This is a genomic window from Alteromonas sp. LMIT006 (assembly GCF_024300645.1).
Taxonomy (GTDB): domain Bacteria; phylum Pseudomonadota; class Gammaproteobacteria; order Enterobacterales; family Alteromonadaceae; genus Opacimonas; species Opacimonas immobilis.
This window is the reverse complement of the sequence record NZ_CP101291.1, coordinates 2,435,428-2,456,516: the sequence shown is the minus strand read 5'-3', so window position 1 is coordinate 2,456,516 and position 21,089 is coordinate 2,435,428. Positions and strand designations below refer to the sequence as shown.

The 21,089-nt window shown below is 43.4% G+C and carries 15 protein-coding genes; 12 read left to right on the top strand and 3 right to left on the bottom strand.

Annotated features, from left to right (window positions below; translation table 11 throughout):
* Positions 1-44: 44 nt before the first annotated feature.
* The 11 genes from bamA (at position 45) to tadA (ending at position 14,530) form a co-directional block, all read left to right on the top strand.
* Positions 45-2,525, top strand: a complete 2,481-nt coding sequence (bamA, locus tag NLG07_RS11475) for an outer membrane protein assembly factor BamA (protein WP_254855578.1) — start codon at positions 45-47, stop codon at positions 2,523-2,525.
* Positions 2,526-2,558: 33 nt separating this feature from the next.
* Positions 2,559-3,071: an OmpH family outer membrane protein gene (locus NLG07_RS11470; protein WP_254855577.1), complete on the top strand. Its 513-nt coding sequence runs from the start codon at positions 2,559-2,561 to the stop codon at positions 3,069-3,071.
* A 127-nt stretch (positions 3,072-3,198) separates the two neighbouring features.
* Positions 3,199-3,645: a 3-hydroxyacyl-ACP dehydratase FabZ gene (gene fabZ, locus NLG07_RS11465; RefSeq protein ID WP_254855576.1), complete on the top strand. Its 447-nt coding sequence runs from the start codon at positions 3,199-3,201 to the stop codon at positions 3,643-3,645.
* 4 nt (positions 3,646-3,649) lie between these two features.
* Positions 3,650-4,420, top strand: coding sequence for an acyl-ACP--UDP-N-acetylglucosamine O-acyltransferase (gene lpxA / locus NLG07_RS11460; protein ID WP_254855575.1), 771 nt, complete (start codon positions 3,650-3,652; stop codon positions 4,418-4,420).
* A gap of 13 nt (positions 4,421-4,433) precedes the next feature.
* Complete coding sequence (gene lpxB, locus NLG07_RS11455; RefSeq protein ID WP_254855574.1) at positions 4,434-5,651, top strand: lipid-A-disaccharide synthase; 1,218 nt, start codon at positions 4,434-4,436, stop codon at positions 5,649-5,651.
* Entirely contained in the window at positions 5,642-6,217 is a 576-nt protein-coding gene (gene rnhB / locus NLG07_RS11450; protein ID WP_254855573.1) for a ribonuclease HII, read from the top strand. The genes lpxB and rnhB overlap by 10 nt, the downstream gene beginning before the upstream one ends.
* A 57-nt stretch (positions 6,218-6,274) precedes the next feature.
* Complete coding sequence (dnaE, locus tag NLG07_RS11445) at positions 6,275-9,733, top strand: DNA polymerase III subunit alpha (protein ID WP_254855572.1); 3,459 nt, start codon at positions 6,275-6,277, stop codon at positions 9,731-9,733.
* Between the two features lie 27 nt (positions 9,734-9,760).
* The gene (gene accA / locus NLG07_RS11440; protein WP_254855571.1) at positions 9,761-10,717 is read left to right on the top strand and encodes an acetyl-CoA carboxylase carboxyl transferase subunit alpha; all 957 of its coding nucleotides are present in this window, start codon (positions 9,761-9,763) and stop codon (positions 10,715-10,717) included.
* Entirely contained in the window at positions 10,704-12,044 is a 1,341-nt protein-coding gene (gene tilS / locus NLG07_RS11435) for a tRNA lysidine(34) synthetase TilS (protein WP_254855570.1), read from the top strand. The genes accA and tilS overlap by 14 nt, the downstream gene beginning before the upstream one ends.
* Before the next feature lie 8 nt (positions 12,045-12,052).
* Positions 12,053-14,023, top strand: a complete 1,971-nt coding sequence (locus NLG07_RS11430) for a monovalent cation:proton antiporter family protein (RefSeq protein ID WP_254855569.1) — start codon at positions 12,053-12,055, stop codon at positions 14,021-14,023.
* A complete protein-coding gene (gene tadA, locus NLG07_RS11425) occupies positions 14,024-14,530 on the top strand; it encodes a tRNA adenosine(34) deaminase TadA (RefSeq protein WP_254855568.1) in 507 nt (168 codons plus the stop codon). It begins immediately after the preceding gene.
* Here tadA and NLG07_RS11420 read toward each other — a convergent pair.
* On the bottom strand, positions 14,522-14,674 hold the full coding sequence (locus NLG07_RS11420) for a hypothetical protein (RefSeq protein WP_254855567.1): 153 nt from the start codon (positions 14,672-14,674) through the stop codon (positions 14,522-14,524). The two genes, tadA and NLG07_RS11420, sit on opposite strands and share 9 nt — an antisense overlap.
* A 52-nt stretch (positions 14,675-14,726) precedes the next feature.
* Positions 14,727-16,052, bottom strand: a complete 1,326-nt coding sequence (gene mltF / locus NLG07_RS11415) for a membrane-bound lytic murein transglycosylase MltF (RefSeq protein WP_254855566.1) — start codon at positions 16,050-16,052, stop codon at positions 14,727-14,729.
* Positions 16,053-16,207: 155 nt separating this feature from the next.
* On the opposite strand from mltF, the gene purL reads away from it, so the two are divergent.
* Positions 16,208-20,110 (top strand): phosphoribosylformylglycinamidine synthase, encoded by a 3,903-nt coding sequence (gene purL / locus NLG07_RS11410; protein ID WP_254855565.1) that lies wholly within the window; start codon positions 16,208-16,210, stop codon positions 20,108-20,110.
* A 217-nt stretch (positions 20,111-20,327) separates the two neighbouring features.
* On the opposite strand, the gene smrA is transcribed toward purL, so the two are convergent.
* Entirely contained in the window at positions 20,328-20,912 is a 585-nt protein-coding gene (gene smrA, locus NLG07_RS11405; RefSeq protein ID WP_254855564.1) for a DNA endonuclease SmrA, read from the bottom strand.
* Between the last annotated feature and the right edge of the window lie 177 nt (positions 20,913-21,089).

Genomic DNA, 21,089 nt, shown 5'->3' with positions numbered 1-21,089 from the left:
ATTCCATACAATAACAATAATTCGTCTAGGAAGAATAACAGTTAATGAAGTGTAGACATTTTTTCAGTGCAATCGCATTAGTTTTTTTCAGTCAGATTGCCATGGCTCAGTCGAGCAATAGTGCTAATGAGTTCATCATTGATGATATTCGTATACAAGGTTTACAGCGTGTTGCGTTGGGGGCTGCGTTAACCTATGTACCTGTGCAAGTTGGCGACCGAATTACTCCGTTTCGAGTGACGCAATTAATCCGTTCTTTGTATTCATCCACTCACTTTGAGAATATTGAAGTACTGCGCGATGGTGATACTCTGCTGATCGTTGTTAAAGAACGCCCCACAATTTCTAACATCATCTTTGAAGGGAACGACGATATCAAAGATGAGCAATTGCAAGAGAGCTTGCAAGGCTCTAACATCATCGTCGGGGAACCACTTGACAAAACGGTCCTGACTTCCATCGAAAATGGCCTTAAAGACTTTTATTATAGCATTGGTAAGTACACTGCTGACGTCAGTGCTATCATTACTCCACTGCCTCGTAATCGAGTTGACCTAAAAATATTGTTTGAAGAGGGCGATGCGGCCAAAATCAAACAAATTAATATTGTAGGTAATGAGATTTTTTCTGATCAAGAACTCTTTGACCAGATGGAATTAAAATTTGGTGCGCCATGGTGGAATTTTATGGCAGAAACGCGTTATCAAAAGCAAACGCTGTCCTCGGATATGGAAACCATCACCAGCTACTACATGGACCGTGGTTATTTACGCTTTTCGATCGATTCAACCCAAGTTGCAATGACGCCAGAGAAAGACGGTATTTATATCACACTCAATGTCAGTGAAGGTGAAAAGTACACGGTATCTGAGGTGGATATTATTGGTGACTTGATTGGACAAGAGGAATATTTAAAAGCGTTTTTACCACTGCGCCAAGACATCTTATATAACCAAGCTCAAGTGACGTTTGCAGAAGAATTTGTCAGTAAGTTTTTGGGTCGATTCGGATATGCTTATCCAAATGTGACGACCATCCCAGAGATTAATGACGAAGATAATACAGTGAAACTCACGGTATCCGTTGACCCGGGTAAACGTATTTATGTTCGTCGAATCAATTTTGAGGGCAATCTCGTTACGGCAGACGAAGTACTGCGCCAAAACGTTACGCAGATGGAAGGGGCGTGGTTATCTAATCAATCGTTAGAAGTATCTAAAAATCAACTTTCTCGTTTAACTTATATGGAAGAAGTTGAATTTGATACTGTGCGTTTACCTGGCCAAGATGATCAAGTAGATGTGAATTTCTCTGTTAAAGAACAACCTGCAGGCTCATTCAATGCAGGTATTGGTTACGGGGATAGAACGAAGTTGAGTTTACAAGCGGGTATTCAACAAGATAATTTCTTAGGTACGGGTAAACGTGTTGGCATTAATATCAACACAGTATCGTATCAGCAATCCATTGCGCTGAATTACACAGACCCATATTTTACAATTGATGGGATATCATTAGGTGGCAGCATAAGTTATTCAGAATTCGATGGTTCTGACTTCAATGTAGTCAGTTATAACTCAAAACAATTTGCGATTGGGGCAAACCTAGGTTATCCAATCAATGCAGTGAATCGCATTAACTTTGGTTTAACGTATGCCAATGTCGAGTTATTCAATCGCTCTAGTTATGAACAAACGGATCGTTTCTATTCCCAATTCGAAGACATAAACGACCCAGATGCGCCCATTAAATATGATAGCTTACAAGCATCAGTATCTTGGATCCGCAATACGTTGAATCGTGGTGTATTCCCATCGGATGGTTCTTCACAACGTGCATCGTTTAGCGTCACAACCCCTAACTCCGATGTGAAATATTTTAAAACGATTTTGGATACCAAGTTTTATTTCCCACTTACTCGTAATCAGCGTTGGACAGTCCTTGCCCGCGCCCGCTTAGGCTATGGTAATGGTTACGGTGATGTCAATGGAGTGGAGCAGATCTTACCGTTCACTGAAAACTTCACTGCGGGTGGTTCGGATACGCTGCGCGGTTTTGAGAACAACACAGTTGGTCCTCGAGGCATTCAGCGAGTGTCGAATGCCTTTATCACAACACCGGAAGGAAACAGTATACCAACGGATCCAGCGAATGATATACTCTTTATCTCTCGTCGCAGCTTAGGTGGTAACGCGATGGCACTTGCAGGATTAGAACTGATTGTACCCACTCCATTTGTTGACACTGAATTTGATCGTTCAGTTAGAACCAGCTTATTCTTTGATGTGGGTAATGTCTGGGATACTGAGTTCGACTACAGTCAGTACGAAGGCTTGAGCATTGCTGCAAACAGTGATCCGATTGCTGATTACAGTGATTGGAAAGAGTATAGAAGCTCAGCGGGTTTATCTGTACAATGGATTTCACCAATGGGACCTTTGGTGTTCAGCTTTTCTAGAGCTTTGAAAGAACGCCCGGGTGATGATGCGAAGTTTTTTACCTTTAATATTGGTCAAACATTCTAATTATAAATATAGTCAAAATACTAGGAGTCTCTTTTGAAACTATTAACTCAGTCATTTATCAAAGTTGCATTAGTTGCAACGGCTTTAATCAGCACCAGTGCATTAGCCCAAAAAATTGCTGTGGTTGACGTGCAAGGTGTTTTACAAGCGTTACCACAGACTCAAGCCGTTGTTCAAAGTATTAATGAAGAGTTTCAGCCTAAATTAGCTGAGTTAGATAAGTTGCGCAGCGACGGTCAATTCGAAGCAGAAAAGTTACGTCGTGACGGTCCTACTATGTCTGATGCACAAAAGACCGAATCACAAGAAAAGATCATGGCTATCCAAACTGAATTACAACAACGTGCTAACCCTTTACAGCAACAGATTCAAGCTCGTCAGCAACAAGAGCAAACTAAGCTTTTGGGTTTGGTCAAACAGGCAATTGACGCGATTGCAGCTGCCGAAGGTTATGATATGGTATTACAAGCTGGTTCTGCTGTGTATGCCAAGCCTGAATTTGATATTTCACAAAAAGTGATTGATCGCGTAAGTAAAGCAAACTAATCAATTACTGTAATATTGGCAGACCAAGCAGCCCTGAAAAGGAAATAAACTGCTTGGTCTGATTTGTTTTAGGCGCGTTTACAGGTATCTTTGCCCACATTTGCACCTATCTCTATGGAGTACCACTTTGTCAAATGAGTTAAACACGATTGAAATTCGTGAAATTATGGATTTGTTACCACACAGATACCCATTTTTATTAGTTGATAGGGTAACTGACTATACCCTTGGCCAATCGATTAAAGCCTACAAAAACATCACTTTTAATGAGCCTTGTTTTACTGGGCACTTTCCTGGTCAGCCTATTTTTCCAGGGGTGTTAATTTTGGAAGCACTTGCACAAGCTGCCGGTATCCTAGGATTTAAAAGCGAGGCGGATACGAGTAAGCTATACTTGTTCGCAGGCATAGACAATGCGCGTTTCAAACGCCCTGTTGTGCCTGGAGATAAGTTAGAATTATCAGTCGAATTGATAAAAGAGCGTCGAGGGATATGGAAGTTCATGGGTTCTGCCACTGTCGATGGTGAATTAGTGTGCAGTTCAGACTTTATGTGTGCAATGAGAGAATTATAAAAAAGTGATCCATTCTACTGCGATTATTGAAAAAAGTGCACAGATTGGTTCCAATGTTTCAATTGGACCATTTTGTTATGTAGGTGAAAATGTTGTTATTGGCGATAATTGTGTATTAACATCACATGTCGTAATTAAGCGCGATACAGTTATTGGTAATCACAACACCTTCTTTCAGTTTTGTTCGATTGGCGAAGACTGCCAAGACAAAAAATACGCAGAAGAAAAGACGCGTCTTATTATTGGTGACAACAATGTGTTTCGTGAGTCTTGTACGGTGCATCGGGGCACGGTGCAAGATAATGGATTGACGCAAATTGGTTCGAATAACCTTTTGATGGTGAACACACACCTCGCGCATGATTGCATGGTGGGTGACAATAATATTTTCGCTAACAATGCCACTGTAGCGGGACACGTTCACATTGGTGACTTTGTGATACTTGGTGGTATGACAGCGGTTCATCAGTTCTGTCATATTGGTTCTCATGCATTTACTGGTGGTGGTTCAGTTATCTTAAGAGATGTTCCACCCTACGTCATGATTAATGGTTTAAAACATATCCCGCAAAGTATCAATGCAGAAGGTTTAAAACGCCGCGGATTTTCTAGTGACGCGATTTTGAATATCAAACGCGCTTACAAAGCCATTTATCGCCAAAACAAAACCGTTGCTGAAGCGCTTGAAGCCATTCGTGAGATGGCACGAACCACTCCAGAATTAGAGATTATGGTGGAGTTTTTGAGCCAACCTAATCGCGGCATTATCCGCTAGCCCTTATCTGACAATGTCTAGCCATTCGCGCAAAATTGTCCTGGTCTGCGCCGAACCATCCGGCGACATGCTTGCCTCTCGCTTGCTCAAGCAGATTCGAGAGGCAGATACTAATCTAGAAGTGTGTGGAATCGGTGGTCCTCTTTGTCAAGCACAAGGTCTTGAGTCTTGGTTTAATATGGATGAACTATCGGTCATGGGCCTGGTCGAGGTCATTAAACATTTACCCAGGTTGTTGGGTATTCGCAAAGAGTTGAAACAGAAAATTTTGGATTTTGCTCCGGATTTGTATATCGGAGTGGATGCGCCAGATTTTAACCTTCCCGTGGCAAAATTTGCCAAATCACATGACATCCAAACCCTACACTACGTTTCTCCGACCATTTGGGCATGGCGTGAAAAGCGTATTCATAAAATCATCGCCAGCACTCATCATGTGCTCGGATTATTTCCATTTGAAACCCCCGTTTATCAAAAATACCATCATCCTTATACCTTTGTTGGTCATCCTATGGCGGATGAGATACCTCTTGAACCAAATCAACAACAAGCACGAGCGTCTTTAGGAATTATCAACAACCATCCAGTCTTAGCACTATTACCCGGTTCAAGAGCAGGTGAAATCAAGAGTATGTTGCCAAGCTTTTTGGCAACATTTGAACTGTTAAAAAAACAACATCCAGAGCTTAAAGCCTTGATACCTGCGGTGAATGATGTCTGTTTTGCGCAAATTCAACAGATGGTTGCGAGTTACCCCGCTCAGGACGATATCAATGTCACTCGCGACGATGCCCGAACAGTGATGATTGCATCTGATTTTGTATTATTGACTTCTGGTACCGCGACGCTTGAGGCAATGCTGTGCAAACGTCCCATGTTGTCTGCATATAAAATGTCAGGTTTGACCTATTGGATGATGCGCAAACTCTACAAGCCTAAGTATTTTTCGTTACCCAATATATTGGCTGAGCAAGCGTTATTTCCAGAACTGTTACAAGAAGATGTGGAGCCACAACGCATGGCGAGTTATATCAGTGCTGTATTAACTAAGGAAGATGCACCAATTGATCACACTATTCAAGTTGAGGGTTCCACAATGACAGAAGTTTCTGCAGCGGCACTAAAGCATCAAGCTGAGATGTTCCTTACATTGCATCGTGATTTACAACAAAACGCCAGCCAACAAGCGGCTAAAGTGGCACTGCAAATGTTGGATCAGACATGTTCATAGCAGGTGTGGATGAGGTTGGCCGTGGACCATTAGTCGGTGATGTGGTCACAGCAGCTGTGATATTAGATCCCAATAACCCCATCGAAGGCCTAGGGGACTCCAAAGCGATTAGTGAGAAAAAACGTCTCGTATTATTTTCTGAGATTCAAGCCAAAGCCTTAGCTTGGTCGATAGGTCGAGCTAGCCCCGAAGAAATTGATGAATTCAATATTTTGCATGCCACCATGCTCGCGATGACCCGAGCGGTTGAGGCGCTTTCGATTAAGCCCGATTTTGTACAAGTTGACGGTAATCGCATACCACCTTGGCAATATCGTGCAGAGGCGGTGGTGAAAGGCGACAGCAAAGTCGCTTGTATTGGCGCCGCATCAATTATTGCCAAAGTGACTCGTGACCAAGACATGGCGTTATTGGATGAGCGTCATCCTGAATATGGCTTTGCTCAGCACAAAGGTTATCCGACCCAAGCGCATATCAGCGCTTTACAAAAATTACCGATACTCACTGAGTATCGATTGTCCTTTAAACCGGTTGCTCAAATTTTGGCTAATCGAACAAATGTTTAAGTGTCTGTCGCAAAATTTGATACACTTAACCCATCTAATTTTAATCTCAGAAAACTAATGGAACCAAGTTTCGTTCACCTGCGTGTTCACAGTGATTTTTCGATGATGGATGGATTGGCTAAAGTCAAACCCATTCTTGCTGCATGCTTACAACAAAAGATGCCAGCCATCGCTGTAACAGACCAAATGAACTTTTGTGGTTTAGTTAAGTTTTATTCTGGTGCCCACGATATGGGGATTAAGCCCATCATCGGTGTCGATGTCTGGGTACAAAGCTATCTGTGGCCAGAAGATATTTGTCGTTTAACCTTATATGCGATGAATAACGAAGGTTATAAGAATATTACCATTTTGGTGTCAAAGGCTTATCAACAAGGTCATATCCAAGGCCGTCCAGTGATCAACAGTGAATGGTTAGTTGAGTTTGAAGCGGGCGTGTTGATTCTATCTGGCGCAATGGAAGGCGAGCTAGGTCGAGCATTATTAAAAAATAAATTAGACAAAGCCGCTCACATTACTGAATTTTATAAAGTGCATTTTGCTGACCGCTTCTATATTGAATTACAACGCACAGAACGTGCTAACGAAGCGCAATACATTCAAGCCGCGGTCGATTGGGCAAGCGAGCAAGACTTACCCGTGGTGGCAACCAATGAAGTGGTCTTTTTGGAAGAAAAAGATTTTGATGCTCATGAAATTCGGGTATGTATTCATGATGGTTATACTTTGGAAGATAATCGGCGCCCCAAAAAGTATTCTCCAAAGCAGTACTTTCGTAGTGCTGGCGAGATGGTCGAATTATTTAGCGATATTCCCGAAGCCATCGCCAATACCTTAGAAATTGCTAAACGTTGTAATGTCACTGTGCAACTTGGTACGTACTTCTTACCAAATTTTCCGACGGGAGATTTGACCATCGAAGATTACCTAGTCAAGGTGTCACAAGAAGGTTTAGAGCGTCGCTTGCTCAAAATATTTCCCGATGAAGCGACACGAAAAGCCCGGCGGTCAGAGTACGATGAGCGTTTGCATGTTGAACTAGAAGTCATCAACCAAATGGGTTTCCCTGGCTACTTCTTGATCGTAATGGAGTTTATCCAATGGTCAAAAGACAATGGGATCCCGGTAGGACCTGGGCGAGGTTCTGGTGCGGGCTCTTTGGTGGCCTATGCGCTCGATATCACTGACCTTGACCCGTTAGAGTTTGACTTGCTTTTCGAGCGGTTTTTGAATCCTGAACGGGTATCCATGCCAGATTTCGATATCGATTTTTGTATGGATAGACGTGATGAGGTGATCGATCACGTTGCCGAACTATATGGTCGTGACGCTGTTTCACAAATTATTACCTTTGGTACTATGGCTGCGAAAGCGGTGGTGCGGGATGTAGGTCGGGTACTTGGTCATCCGTACGGCTTTGTTGACCGCATTTCAAAATTAATTCCTGGCGATCCTGGTATGACCTTGGCCAAAGCATTTGATGTTGAGCCGCGATTAGGGGAGCTCGAACGCAGTGATGCCGACGTCAAAGAACTGATTCACATGGCAAGAATCCTCGAAGGGGTCACTCGCAACGCCGGCAAGCACGCTGGTGGCGTGGTGATTGCGCCGACGCAAATAACCGATTTTGCGGCGTTGTATTGTGACGATGAAGGTCGCAACCCAGTCACTCAATTTGATAAAAACGATGTCGAAACGGCAGGTCTGGTTAAGTTCGACTTTTTGGGTTTGCGGACACTGACGATCATTCAGTGGGCAATTGACATGATCAAACTTGGCACGGGTGAAGAAGTAGATATTACTCAAATCCCACTCGAAGACAAGGCCAGTTTTGATTTGCTTCAGGCTGCGCAAACCACAGCGGTGTTCCAACTCGAATCTCGCGGCATGAAGGATCTCATTAATCGTCTTCAACCAGACTGTTTTGAAGACATCATTGCTTTGGTGGCTCTGTTTCGTCCGGGGCCATTGCAATCGGGCATGGTTGATAACTTCATTGACCGCAAACATGGCCGAGAGGACATTTCTTATCCGGATGCTGAATATCAGCATGAGTGCCTCAAGGAGATCCTTGAACCCACTTACGGCATCATTCTCTATCAAGAGCAGGTCATGCAGATTGCCCAGGAGATGGCCGGTTATTCATTGGGTGGTGCTGATTTGTTGCGTCGTGCAATGGGTAAGAAAAAACCCGAAGAAATGGAAAAGCAACGCTCAGTATTTGCAGCCGGTGCAAAAGACAACAATATCGACCCTGACTTGGCGATGAAAATTTTTGACCTAGTAGAAAAGTTCGCTGGCTATGGCTTTAACAAATCGCATTCAGCGGCGTATGCTTTGGTTTCTTATCAAACCCTATGGCTAAAAACGCATTATCCCGCGTATTTTATGGCGGCTGTCATGTCTGCGGATATGGACAATACGGACAAAATTGTGACTCTTGTCGACGAATGTCAGAATATGGGGATCACTATTCTGCCTCCGGATTTGAACACCGGACAATATAAGTTCACCGTGAATCAAGATAATCAGATTGTTTACGGTATTGGCGCGATTAAAGGGGTCGGTGAAGGTCCCATTGAAGCAATTATTGAAGCGCGTGAAAACCAAGGTAAGTTTAAAGACCTGTTTGATTTTTGCAGCAAAGTCGATACCAAAAAGCTCAATAAACGCGTTCTAGAAAAACTGGTTTTGGCTGGTGCTTTTGATAATCTTGGACCACATCGAGCCGCTATTATGGCAAGTCTTGGGGATGCTTTAGAAGCGGCCAATCAACACGCGCGAGCGGAGAGTTTTGGTCAGACTGATATGTTTGGCCTGCTAAACGAGGGTGAAGAAGATTCGCATCAAAGCTTTGCACAAGTTCCTCAATGGTCAGAAAAAGTCTGGTTAGCTGGCGAGAAGGACACGCTCGGTCTGTATTTGACCGGTCACCCAATTAACCAATATCTCGCAGAAATACCTTCATATACTTCATGCAAAATCTCAGATTTAACGCCTACGGGTAAAGAAGGCAGTGCAAGCATCGCGGGTCTGGTCATCGGCGTGCGCGTAATGACGAACAAAAAAGGGCGTCGTTGGGGCATCGTGACCCTTGATGATCGCTCTGGACGAGTAGAAGCTAGACTTTTCCCAGATACCTTTGAGCAATATGAAGAGATGCTTCAAACTGACCGTGTCTTATTTGTCCAAGGACAGGTCAGCTTTGATGATTACAGTGGTGGTAATACAATGACCATCCGAAGCATATTAGATATAGTGGATGCACGAGAGCATTACGTTAAAGCGTTACAGTTAGTGCTAGAATGCCCTCTGCATACTGCTATGGTAGATAAGATCAAACACACTTTGAATCAGGCTGTTGGCGGGACTTGCCCTGTTGAAATGCATGTTGAGCACGCTGGTTTCAATGTCGAGCTACGAACCGACAGTCAGTGGTACGTAACGCCAAGCGATCAGTTGATTCACGATTTGAAAGTATTATTAGGTGCCCAAGCGGTACGCTTACAGTTTTAAAAAACTCACTACAAAAGGTTTTATAACATGAGTTTACATTTTTTGGATTTTGAGCAACCCATTGCTGAATTAGAAGCCAAAATTGAAGAATTACGTTTAGTGAATCAAACCGGTCAGTTGGACGTTGGTATCGAAGATGAGATCGTCAAACTAAAAGAAAAAAGCGAAAGTTTAACGCAAAAAATCTTCTCAAACCTTGGCGCATGGCAGGTCTCTCAACTTGCACGCCATCCTCTGCGTCCATATACCGAAGATTACATCAAGCATGTGTTTGCCGAATTTGACGAACTTGCCGGTGACCGTGCATACGCAGATGACAAAGCGATTGTTGGTGGCTTGGCGATGCTTGATGAGCAACCAGTGATGGTCATAGGTCATCAAAAAGGCCGTGACACCCACGAAAAAATCAAACGCAACTTTGGTATGCCCAAGCCAGAGGGATATCGCAAAGCACTGCGCTTGATGCATATGGCTGAGCGTTTTAATCTACCGATTATTACCATGATTGATACACCAGGAGCCTATCCTGGCGTTGGCGCCGAAGAACGAGGCCAATCTGAAGCCATCGCTCGTAATCTCAAAGAAATGGCAGAGTTAGATGTCCCTGTCATTTGTACTGTTATTGGTGAAGGTGGCTCTGGTGGTGCATTGGCAATTGGTGTAGGCGATCGAGTTAACATGTTGCAATACTCAACATATTCAGTGATTTCCCCAGAAGGTTGTGCGTCAATTCTGTGGAAGAGCGCAGATAAAGCGCCACTTGCCGCTGAAGCGATGGGCGTTAGCGCACCTCAGATCAAAGAACTCGGTTTGATTGACAACATAATTAGTGAGCCACTTGGCGGAGCGCACCGCAATCATCAACAAATGGCGGCTAATTTTAAAGCAACAATTAAAGCTCAACTCGCAGAGTTACAAGCTCTTTCGCTTGAAGAACTCAAAGACCAGCGCTACGAGCGTTTACTTTCGTTTGGCTACTGTTAATTCAGTTATTCAGCTCAAATCTTCAGACTGTGCGTGGTTATCATCACGCACAGTATATGTCGCATTAAGCGGCGGCATAGATTCGGTAGTCTTAGCTCATTTGCTTCATCGAGCCAATATACCCTTCACAGCGATTCATATTAACCATCAATTACACGCAAACGCTGAGCAATGGCAGGCGTTTTGTGAACAGTTTTGTCATAGTTTAGGGACCAAAATCGTCGCGCGTTCTGTATGCATTCATGGACAAAACAACCTTGAAGCTAAAGCTCGAAAAGCAAGGTATGAGGCCATAAATGATGCGGTCAAAGCAGATGCAGTAGTGTGTTTCGCCCATCACCAAAGCGATGTCGCCGAAACCTTTTTATTGCAAGTTAAGCGAGGTAGTGGTTCTAACGGTTTGACGAGTTTACGTCGCAAAAGAACGATGCGGTTTGAGAATAAGTCATGGACGGCGTTTAGACCTATTTTGGATGTATCAAAAAATGAGATATTCGCTTACGCGCAAACTCATGGATTGGGGTGGGTTGAAGATCCCAGTAATGCAACGTTGGCACATGAGCGAAATATCATTCGGCATCAAATCATAAAGCCATTACAACAGTATTGGTCCGATATTGAATCACGTATTGCACGTACTGTTGGTACCTTACTCCACGAAAATTCGCTATTGATGCAAGTATGTGAAGAGAGAGTAGCCCAGTGCCTTGAATCAGATTCTTGCCTAAACCTTAAAAAACTCAGTGCTTTCTCTGAAGAATGGCAAGCGCAGATCATTAGACATTACTGTTTGAGTTATTATCAGCTGAATTTAAGTCAAGCACACCTTCATGAGTTGATGAAACTCTGTCATTCTCGTGAAGATGCACAAGGCAAAATGGTATTAGGCGATTTTGTATTGCGTCGTTATCAAGGTGTGTTGTATGTATTGCCAATCAATGGTTTGTCTAATGCTTCACAGCAAAATTCAGCTGAGTTAAATATTCATATAGAATGGCTCACAACGCCATGTCAGATAAATGACGATACACTTTATTGCTCTGATAATTCGGTGGTAATTCCACTACCAGAAAATATTGATGAGCAACAATTTGCTCAAGTTACATGCGAAGCTGTGGCACTTTCAGAGCGGATCAAACCCTACCAGGCAAGACATTCAAAACCCTTAAAGCAGTGGCTACAAGCTCAACATATTCCACCTTGGCAGCGTCAACCATGTTATAAAATTGAGTACAAAAATACTCAGCTTGCCTATGTGTGTCCGGGCCTAGCTCTTGTTTTATCTGAACAAAACAAGCATAGTATGAGAGTCACTTTCGCTAAATAAGGAAGCCTATGCCAAGTGAGTTGATTTTTGTGTTAATCATCATGATGTTAGCCGCACTGTGCGTGTGGGGTTTCAAACGCATTCAACTCCCGCCAATTTTAGCTTATCTAGTCGCTGGGTTCATTGCGGGACCTTCGTTATTAAACTTGTTTCCGCACAGTGAACAAATGCACATCTTCGCCGAAGTAGGCATCGTTTTTCTGTTATTTTCTCTCGGTTTAGAGTTTTCGTTACCTAAGCTCATTGCGATGCGCAATCTTGTATTTGGCGTTGGTTTAACACAAATGAGTATCACGACTGCAGTCGTTGCGGTTATTGCACATTGGTTCGGGTTATCCGTTACAGCATCGATTGTGTTGGGCGGTATTGTTGGCTTATCGTCAACAGCAATTGTCATTAAGCAAACCAGTGAGATGAAAATTCTCAACACGCCTAGGTCGCAAATAGCGGTGGCTGTGTTGTTATTTCAAGATCTTGCGGTAGTCCCTTTTTTGATCATTATCCCCTTGCTAGGTGCAAATGGTGATGTGTCGATCTTTACTAGCATTCTTTTGTCACTTGGCAAAGGGGTTCTGGTTATTGCAGGGTTATTGTGGTTTGGGCGTTTAGTATTACCAATTATTTTTCGTGAAGTAGCCAGTACACGAACGGATGAACTCTTTGTCTTAACGACCATTATTGTTGCATTAGGGGCTGCAGGGCTAACTTATGGGATGGGGCTCTCACTGGCATTAGGGGCTTTTTTGGCAGGTATGATGCTCAGTGAAAGTCGGTATCGATTTCAAATTGAGGCCGATATTCGACCGTTTCGCGATATTCTGATGGGATTGTTTTTTATTACCGTTGGGATGCGCTTAGAATGGGCAGTGATTTGGCCAAATACACATTGGATTGTCGTCGGTGTTATTGGTCTACTCGCAATAAAAATATTACTCTTTAGGTTGTCGACGCTCATTTTTAAAACCCCGGCAACCGATGCTTGGTCAGCAGCGTTTAAATTATCGCAAATGGGCGAGTTTAGCTTTATTTTGGCTGCACTTGCGGTAACCTATAACGTATTTTCTGCTGATTTTGCAGGCGTTATAGTGAGTGTTGGCGTGGTGAGCATGGCATTGACTCCTTATATGGTCAACAACAGTTATGCATGGGCGAAAAAGCTCACTGCTCAGGACTTTCCTGCAGTCCAAGATTTGCCGACGAGTGTGCAAAATAGAGATTTTCAACATCATGTTATCTTATTGGGATTCGGTCGAGTCGGTCAGTCAGCAGCTAAAATGCTAACCATGGAAAAGATAAAATATATTGCGATAGATATCGACCCGATTCGAGTACAAGAAGCTTTACAAGGCTCTGAAGACATCATCTACGGGGATGTTGGGGATTTGAGCATATTAAAAGCAGCTTTTATTGAACAAGCCGCTGCGGTCGTTCTTACTTTCGATGAAACCTATAAAGCGCAACAAAGTATCAGCAAAATTCGGGAGCATTTCCCCAAGCTTCCTGTTATTGTGCGCACCAAGCGAGATTATGACTTAGATAAGCTTTACGCGGCTGGCGCGTCTCAAGTTGTGCCGGAGCTGCAAGAAGGCAGTCTGATGTTGGTTTCTCAAATTTATCATTATTGCGGGGTGCCCATTTCTCGGATCCTCAAACGGGTTCAAGCTGAGCGCAAGCATCGTTATAATCATTTACATGGCGTATTCCCCGGAGAAACGACAATCGTTAATTTTGAAAAGGAAGAAAAGTTACAGTTTTTACATGCGGTGCCGTTAGGAGCTAACGCTTGGGCGGTTGGTAAAACGATAGAACAATGTGACTGTCAGCGTCATAGTGTGGATGTGTATAGCATTCGGCGTGGTGACAACGAACTGATACAGCCAGAAATAACTCACCTGATTGAGCCTGACGATATAGTCGTGTTGTCCGGTCGACCAAGACGCATTGAGCGAGCGGAACGCAAATTATTATATGGGAATTAAATGAACGAATTAGACGAACAATTTATGCAACACGCTCTCAGCCTGGCGGATCATGCAGAAGCTATCGGTGAGGTGCCTGTTGGCGCATGTATTGTGCACGATGGAAATATAGTAGGGGAGGGATGGAATCGTTCAATCACTAATAATGACCCGTGTGGTCATGCCGAGATCCAAGCGATCCAAAATGCTGCAAAAAACCTAGGTAACTATCGCTTAGTGGATTGCACTTTATATGTGACACTTGAACCATGTGCAATGTGTTCTGGAGCAATCGTACATGCGCGCATTAAGCGAGTTGTGGTAGCGGCCACTGATCCCAAAACAGGTTGTGCCGGAAGTATTCTTAACCTCTTGCAACATCCAGATTTAAATCACAAATGTGAATTAACAATAGGTGTTAGGCAAGCACCAGCAAGTCAAAAGATTTCAAATTTTTTTCGTAAGCGAAGAGAACAAAATAAAGCAGAAAAACTCGCAGCCAAAGCGACTCAAAATGAATTAAGCTGACGCCTCTTCGATGCCATCTAAATTGAGTAAGGCAAACTGTTTGCGGCGATGCATTGACTTCTGATGAATCCGCTTTTTGAGTAAACGAGTGCGAGATGTGACAAAGTTTCTTGAGGGCTTTTTAAATAATCGGTTTCGTTTCATGGCTTATTTCCTTTTTTTTGTTATTGTCCATTTTTACATGACAGTGCGATGACTATTGTGTTGCAGCTTGATGAATGTTTTCATCAATAAAACGTAAACTTTCGTGATAACGACGAATGTTTTCGACGTATTGCACCGCAACGTCACCATGCGCATACCCGAACTTGGTTTTGGTATAGTATTGTTTTTTACGCAACAATGGCAAATATTGTTTCACATCTACCCATAAATCCGGATTTAATCCAGCTCTCTGGGTTAACACTCTTGCGTCTTCTAAATGTCCTAGGCCAATATTATAAGCAGCTAATGCCATGAATGTGCGGTCTGGCTCTTTGATTCTCGCTGGCAAACGTTGTTTCATCTTAGCGAGATATTTGCTGCCGCCCATGATGCTTTGCTCTGGATTGATTCTTGATGTGACTCCCATTTCGCGGGCAGTTGGGCGCGTTAGCATCATCAAACCACGGACTCCAGTCACCGAAACTGCGTTGGGATCCCAGTGACTTTCTTGATATGACACAGCGGCTAATAAACGCCAATCCAAATCATCAGCATACTTTTTGAACCATTCTTTATAATTAGGTAAGGTGTCATTGACTGCATCGATGAATGCTTTGGTATCGACAAAGTTAATCTTCTTTACATGGCCAAAATACGCTTCATTCAGCGCTTTTAATGCACCACTTACTCGATACTGACCAAAAAATTCCAGCATGACGCCAAGTAATGCGTCATTATGGCTCTTCGAAAACAACCAGCGTCTCGGTAAGTTCCGATTAATGACTTCGTAGGGGAGCAGTTCGGGATTGAGTAACCGAGCGCGATTCAAAATGCTAGATGTTGTGACCGTATAACCGATCTCTTCAGCTAAGACCATTTGTAATAGTTCTTCGCTGTCATATTCTAAGGTTGCCTGCCATTGTATGCCTTGCTCAAGCGCTTTATTTTTTAAAGCGTCTGCGTGCATACTGTAACGCTCGACAAGCGCGTTGCGCTTGGGGTTGTTGTTGCTTGTTACAATGACTTGGTCAAAGTATTGATAGGCTGGACCAAATTCAACATGAGTTAAATGTTCTGAGGCAAATTGAAAAGGGGACGCAATAAGATCTATCTCTCCTCGCTTAAGACTGTTGAGCATTCGCTTGGGATCGGCAAATGGACGTACATCAAGTTGCACACCCAAAAAATCTGCAAAGGCGCTGGTTAGCTCATAATCAAAGCCAGCGGGAGATTCATTAAGGAGAAAGAACCCTTCTGTGCCGTACATAGTCCCTACGCGCAAAGTGTTGCTCTGTAAGATCGTGTATAAATTGCTTGCGAAACTGTGCGTGCTTAGCAAACAAAACCACAAAAATATAAATGTTAGATATCGTTTCATATCGTTATGATAACAGATGACAAAAAGTTGCCGAATTGTTTTTTTGCATAAAAATTAAGCATAAATAACAACATTCACAAACAATTTAGAATTCACTTCAATTTGCTTTATAATAGATGCTTGCAATCAACGCTTAATCCATCGGAAATACTCTTATGCTTATCCTTCCTGGCAGCCCTTCTCTAACTGATTTTGCTCGTCAAAAACTTCTGGCTCAATGTCACTCGCAAGGCATACCTTTGCTTGATATACAAGCGCAGTTTGTCCATTTTGTCGATTTATCGCAAGAGATTTCTGATACGCAACATGCGGTGTTACACAAACTCCTAACGTATGGTCCGAAACGTCAGTCCATAAGCACGCTTGCGCACAGTTTTGTGGTAGTACCTCGCCTTGGAACGATCTCTCCTTGGGCATCGAAAGCGACTGACATCGCGCATAATTGTGGACTGTCTCAAATTCGCCGAATAGAACGTGGGAATCAGTTCTATTTTTCCACTAGCACTCCTTTATCTGAGCAACAGCAAGAAAAGATTATTCAACTTTGCTACGACCGTATGACTCAAACCGTTTTAGCTGAACCATCTGATGCACACCAACTGTTTGTTTCAAGACAGCCTGACACATTTACCTCAGTTGATATTCTCAATGGAGGGCGAGATGCTTTAGCTGAGGCAAATAAGCACTTCGGTTTAGCCTTAGCTGAAGACGAAATCGATTATTTGGTGGATAATTTTACTCGACTAGGCCGCAATCCAAACGATATCGAACTCTATATGTTCGCTCAAGCGAACTCTGAACATTGTCGTCATAAGATATTTAACGCCGATTGGACCATTGACGGTGTTGAGCAACCCAAATCACTGTTCAAAATGATCAAGAACACGTTCGAAGTTACCCCTGATTTCGTACATTCAGCTTACAAAGATAACGCTGCGGTAATGGAAGGCAACTTTGCTGGACGTTTTTTCCCATCCCCCATCAATCATCAATATGAATATCACAGTGAAGCGATTGATATTTTGATGAAAGTCGAAACGCATAACCATCCTACGGCAATTGCCCCATATGCGGGTGCAGCGACTGGCTCAGGCGGTGAAATCCGAGACGAAGGCGCGACTGGGGTAGGCTCGAAACCCAAGGCCGGCTTGGTTGGCTTTTCGGTATCGAATTTGCGCATACCTGGTTTTGAGCAACCTTGGGAGATTGCGTATGGCAAACCTTCGAGAATTGTCTCAGCATTAGACATTATGCTAGAGGGGCCGCTTGGTGGTGCAGCATTTAACAACGAGTTTGGGCGTCCAAATCTGCTTGGTTATTTTAGAACCTATGAGCAACTTGTCACAAGTTTTAACGGTACTGAGGTGCGTGGCTATCACAAGCCCATTATGTTAGCTGGTGGTTTAGGTAATATTCGCAAAGAACACACGCAAAAAGGCGAAATCACGGTAGGTGCGCAACTCATTGTATTAGGTGGTCCAGCCATGAATATTGGTCTAGGAGGGGGCGCTGCATCCTCTATGGCGTCTGGCGAATCCAATGAAGATCTAGATTTTGCTTCGGTACAAAGAGAGAATCCTGAAATGGAACGTCGTTGTCAGGAAGTCATTGATGCGTGCTGGCAATTAGGTAAAGACAACCCAATTCAATTTATCCACGATGTAGGTGCAGGTGGTCTATCCAATGCTCTGCCTGAATTAGTCAGTGATGGTGGCCGAGGCGGGCGCTTTGAACTCAGAGCGGTACCCAATGATGAGCCTAGTATGGCGCCACTTGAGATCTGGTGTAACGAATCTCAAGAGCGTTATGTGCTATCGGTTTCCCCTGAGGATTTACCTCGTTTTGCCGCGATTTGTGAGCGTGAACGCGCGCCATTTGCAGTTGTGGGCGAAGCAACCTTAGAAGAGCATTTGTTGCTCAATGATGAGGCATTTGCGAATCAGCCTATCGACATGCCATTAGATGTCTTGTTAGGCAAACCGCCCAAAATGCACCGTGATGTGAAATCTGAAAAAGTCGCAGGTGTGACATTTGACACGTCAAAATTAGTGGTGACGGAAGCCTTAGAACGCGTGCTAAGGTTACCAACGGTTGCTGAAAAGACCTTCTTAATTACCATAGGAGACCGCTCGGTAACTGGCTCAGTTGTTCGTGACCAGATGGTGGGACCTTGGCAAGTACCAGTGGCTGATGTTGCGGTCACTGCTGCTGCGTTTGATACGTATTTTGGCGAGGCAATGGCAATGGGTGAACGTACACCTGTAGCGTTACTCAATCACGGTGCCTCAGCGAGACTTGCGGTTGCCGAAGCACTGACGAATTTAAGCGCCTCTTATATCGGTGATATCAAACGTGTCAAACTTTCGGCAAACTGGATGGCCGCAGCGGGTCACCCCGGTGAAGATGCCGGCTTGTACGAAGCAGTCAAAGCTGTGGGTGAAGAATTATGCCCGGCCTTAGAAATTGCAATCCCAGTGGGTAAAGACTCTATGTCGATGAAAACTCAGTGGCAAGATGATGGCGAAGATAAGGCGGTTACGGCACCATTATCACTGGTGATTACAGCGTTTGGGGCGGTCATGGATGTACGCAAAACAGTGACTCCAGAACTATCGACTGATAGCGATAACGTGTTGCTTTATGTGGATTTAAGTCGTGGTCAACATCGTCTTGGCGGTTCGTGTTTAGCACAAGTTTATGGTGAGCTCGGTGATGTGGTACCGGATGTAGATGATCCCCAGGATCTAAGACATTTCTTTGATGCGATTCAAACCTTGCATGCTGGAGATTTGTTACAAGCTTATCACGATGTGTCCGATGGCGGTGTGATAACCACCTTACTTGAAATGGCTTTTGCAGGTCATTGTGGTATCAATATCCAGCTCGATAAGTTGCCTAAAATTGATTCTAGCAATGCCTTAAATGCTTTATTCGCGGAAGAGTTAGGTGCGGTCATTCAGGTCAGAAAAGGGCAGTTAAAATTAGTTGAGCAGGTATTTGAACAATATGCATTGAGCGACGCATTGACCGAAATCGGACAAGCAATATCTGGCGACGAGATCAATATTACTTTAGAAAACAATGCAGTATTTGTCGATTCGCGAATGCGCCTCCGTATGATATGGGCTGAAACAACCCACCAAATGCAGCGTTTACGCGATAATCCAGTATGTGCAGATGAAGAGCATAACAGTAAACAACAGCAAGATGATCCTGGTCTAAACGCCGTCTTAACTTATGATATTGACGAAGATATCAGTGCGCCATTTATTGCTACAGGGGCTCGTCCTAAAGTCGCCATTTTACGTGAACAAGGTGTCAATTCCCATCATGAAATGGCTGCGGCATTTGACCGTGCAGGTTTCACTGCAATTGATGTTCATATGTCAGATATTTTATCTGGACGCAAAACGCTAGACGGTTTTGCTGGCATGGCTGTTTGTGGTGGTTTCTCATATGGCGATGTATTGGGTGCTGGTGAAGGCTGGGCTAAATCAGCATTGTACAATGAAGTGGCAAAGGCGCAATTTAGTCAATTTTTTGCGCGAGAAAATACCTTTACCTTAGGGGTATGTAACGGATGTCAGATGCTTTCTAACCTGCATAGTATTATTCCGGGTACGGAACATTGGCCTCATTTTGTGCAAAACCTATCTGCGCGTTTTGAAGCTCGTGTCGCGATGGTCGAAGTGCAAGAAAGTGCATCTATTTTGCTTGCTGGCATGGCTGGTTCACGTATGCCAATTGCCGTATCACATGGTGAAGGTCATGCTGAATTCGCCTCTAGAGAAGCCTTGCAAGCTGTTGAGTCACAACAACAAGTTGCTTTGCGTTTTGTAGACAATCACGGTCAGGTTACGCAAACGTATCCTGCTAATCCAAATGGCTCAGTCAATGGCATCACTGGCTTAACCTCGGTTGATGGTCGTGTGACTATCATGATGCCACATCCAGAGCGAGTATTCAGAGCAGTTACCAACTCATGGAGAGATGCTAGCTGGAATGAAGATGGCCCATGGATGCGTATGTTCAGAAACGCACGACGCTTTGTTGGTTAGACTAGATTAGGTAAGTTTTTTCCACAATTGTGATTTATTTTACAATTGTGGAACTTAAATAATTAAGTTTGGTCGTACTCTCATAAAAAGAACCATAAACGAGTGTGTAGTATGTTAAATCGAAAAAGAAAAATCAGCTTTACAGGGTTATTTGTTGTCGTATTAATTATGTCTGTCGCGGCAATAGTCAATGCGAGTGGTGCCGTTTAGCAACCAATTAATATCTTTTTTGATGCCTTTCACGGTTAATGAGTTTTTGTTCCGGGTTCTTTTTGAGCAAAACATAACAAGCTGATAATCCACCATGACTTTGGTGTGCAGAATGAAAAGCGATCACTTGTGGCATACATGGTAACCACATATTTATGAAACTTTTTAGTTTACCAGGTTTTGGTGTGCTTTTAAGCCCCATCCCATGCTGCAGTAAAATCACTCTCATCCCACGTTTAAAAGACTTTTCAATGTGTTCAACGAGATATGTTCGTGCTTCTTCAACGCGTAACTGAGTCAGATTTAATTTGTTCTCAATAGCGTATTTACCCATTCTTAAGTTTTTGAATACACCATCTTGGATCCCATCTTGCCGGTAACTAACAGGATCATATGGGTCAAGCCAATGATGGCACTCCAGTGAGAGATGGTATTTGTCGGCTTGTGTCTCTTTGAGAAGGGCCTCACGTTTAAGTGATTTGGCGAGCGTGTCAGTAGCATCCGATTTTGTTTGAACGAGATCATCTTGCTTTAGAGGTTTAACATCACCAACCTCGGCCAAAAACAAGTTAAAGTCATCTTGTTTATCCATGTATCCTCCTCATTTTTGTAGCGCAACGATAAACGCTAATATTAGCTGTCTTAACGCTAGTTTCAAGCTTTGCTTATTGTTTACGCACGAGTTGGGTATTTGGTTGTCAAATTTACAATCGAAAACACAAATTTGAGTTCAACGATATAGCAAATTTCCTACATAAGTTTAATTTTG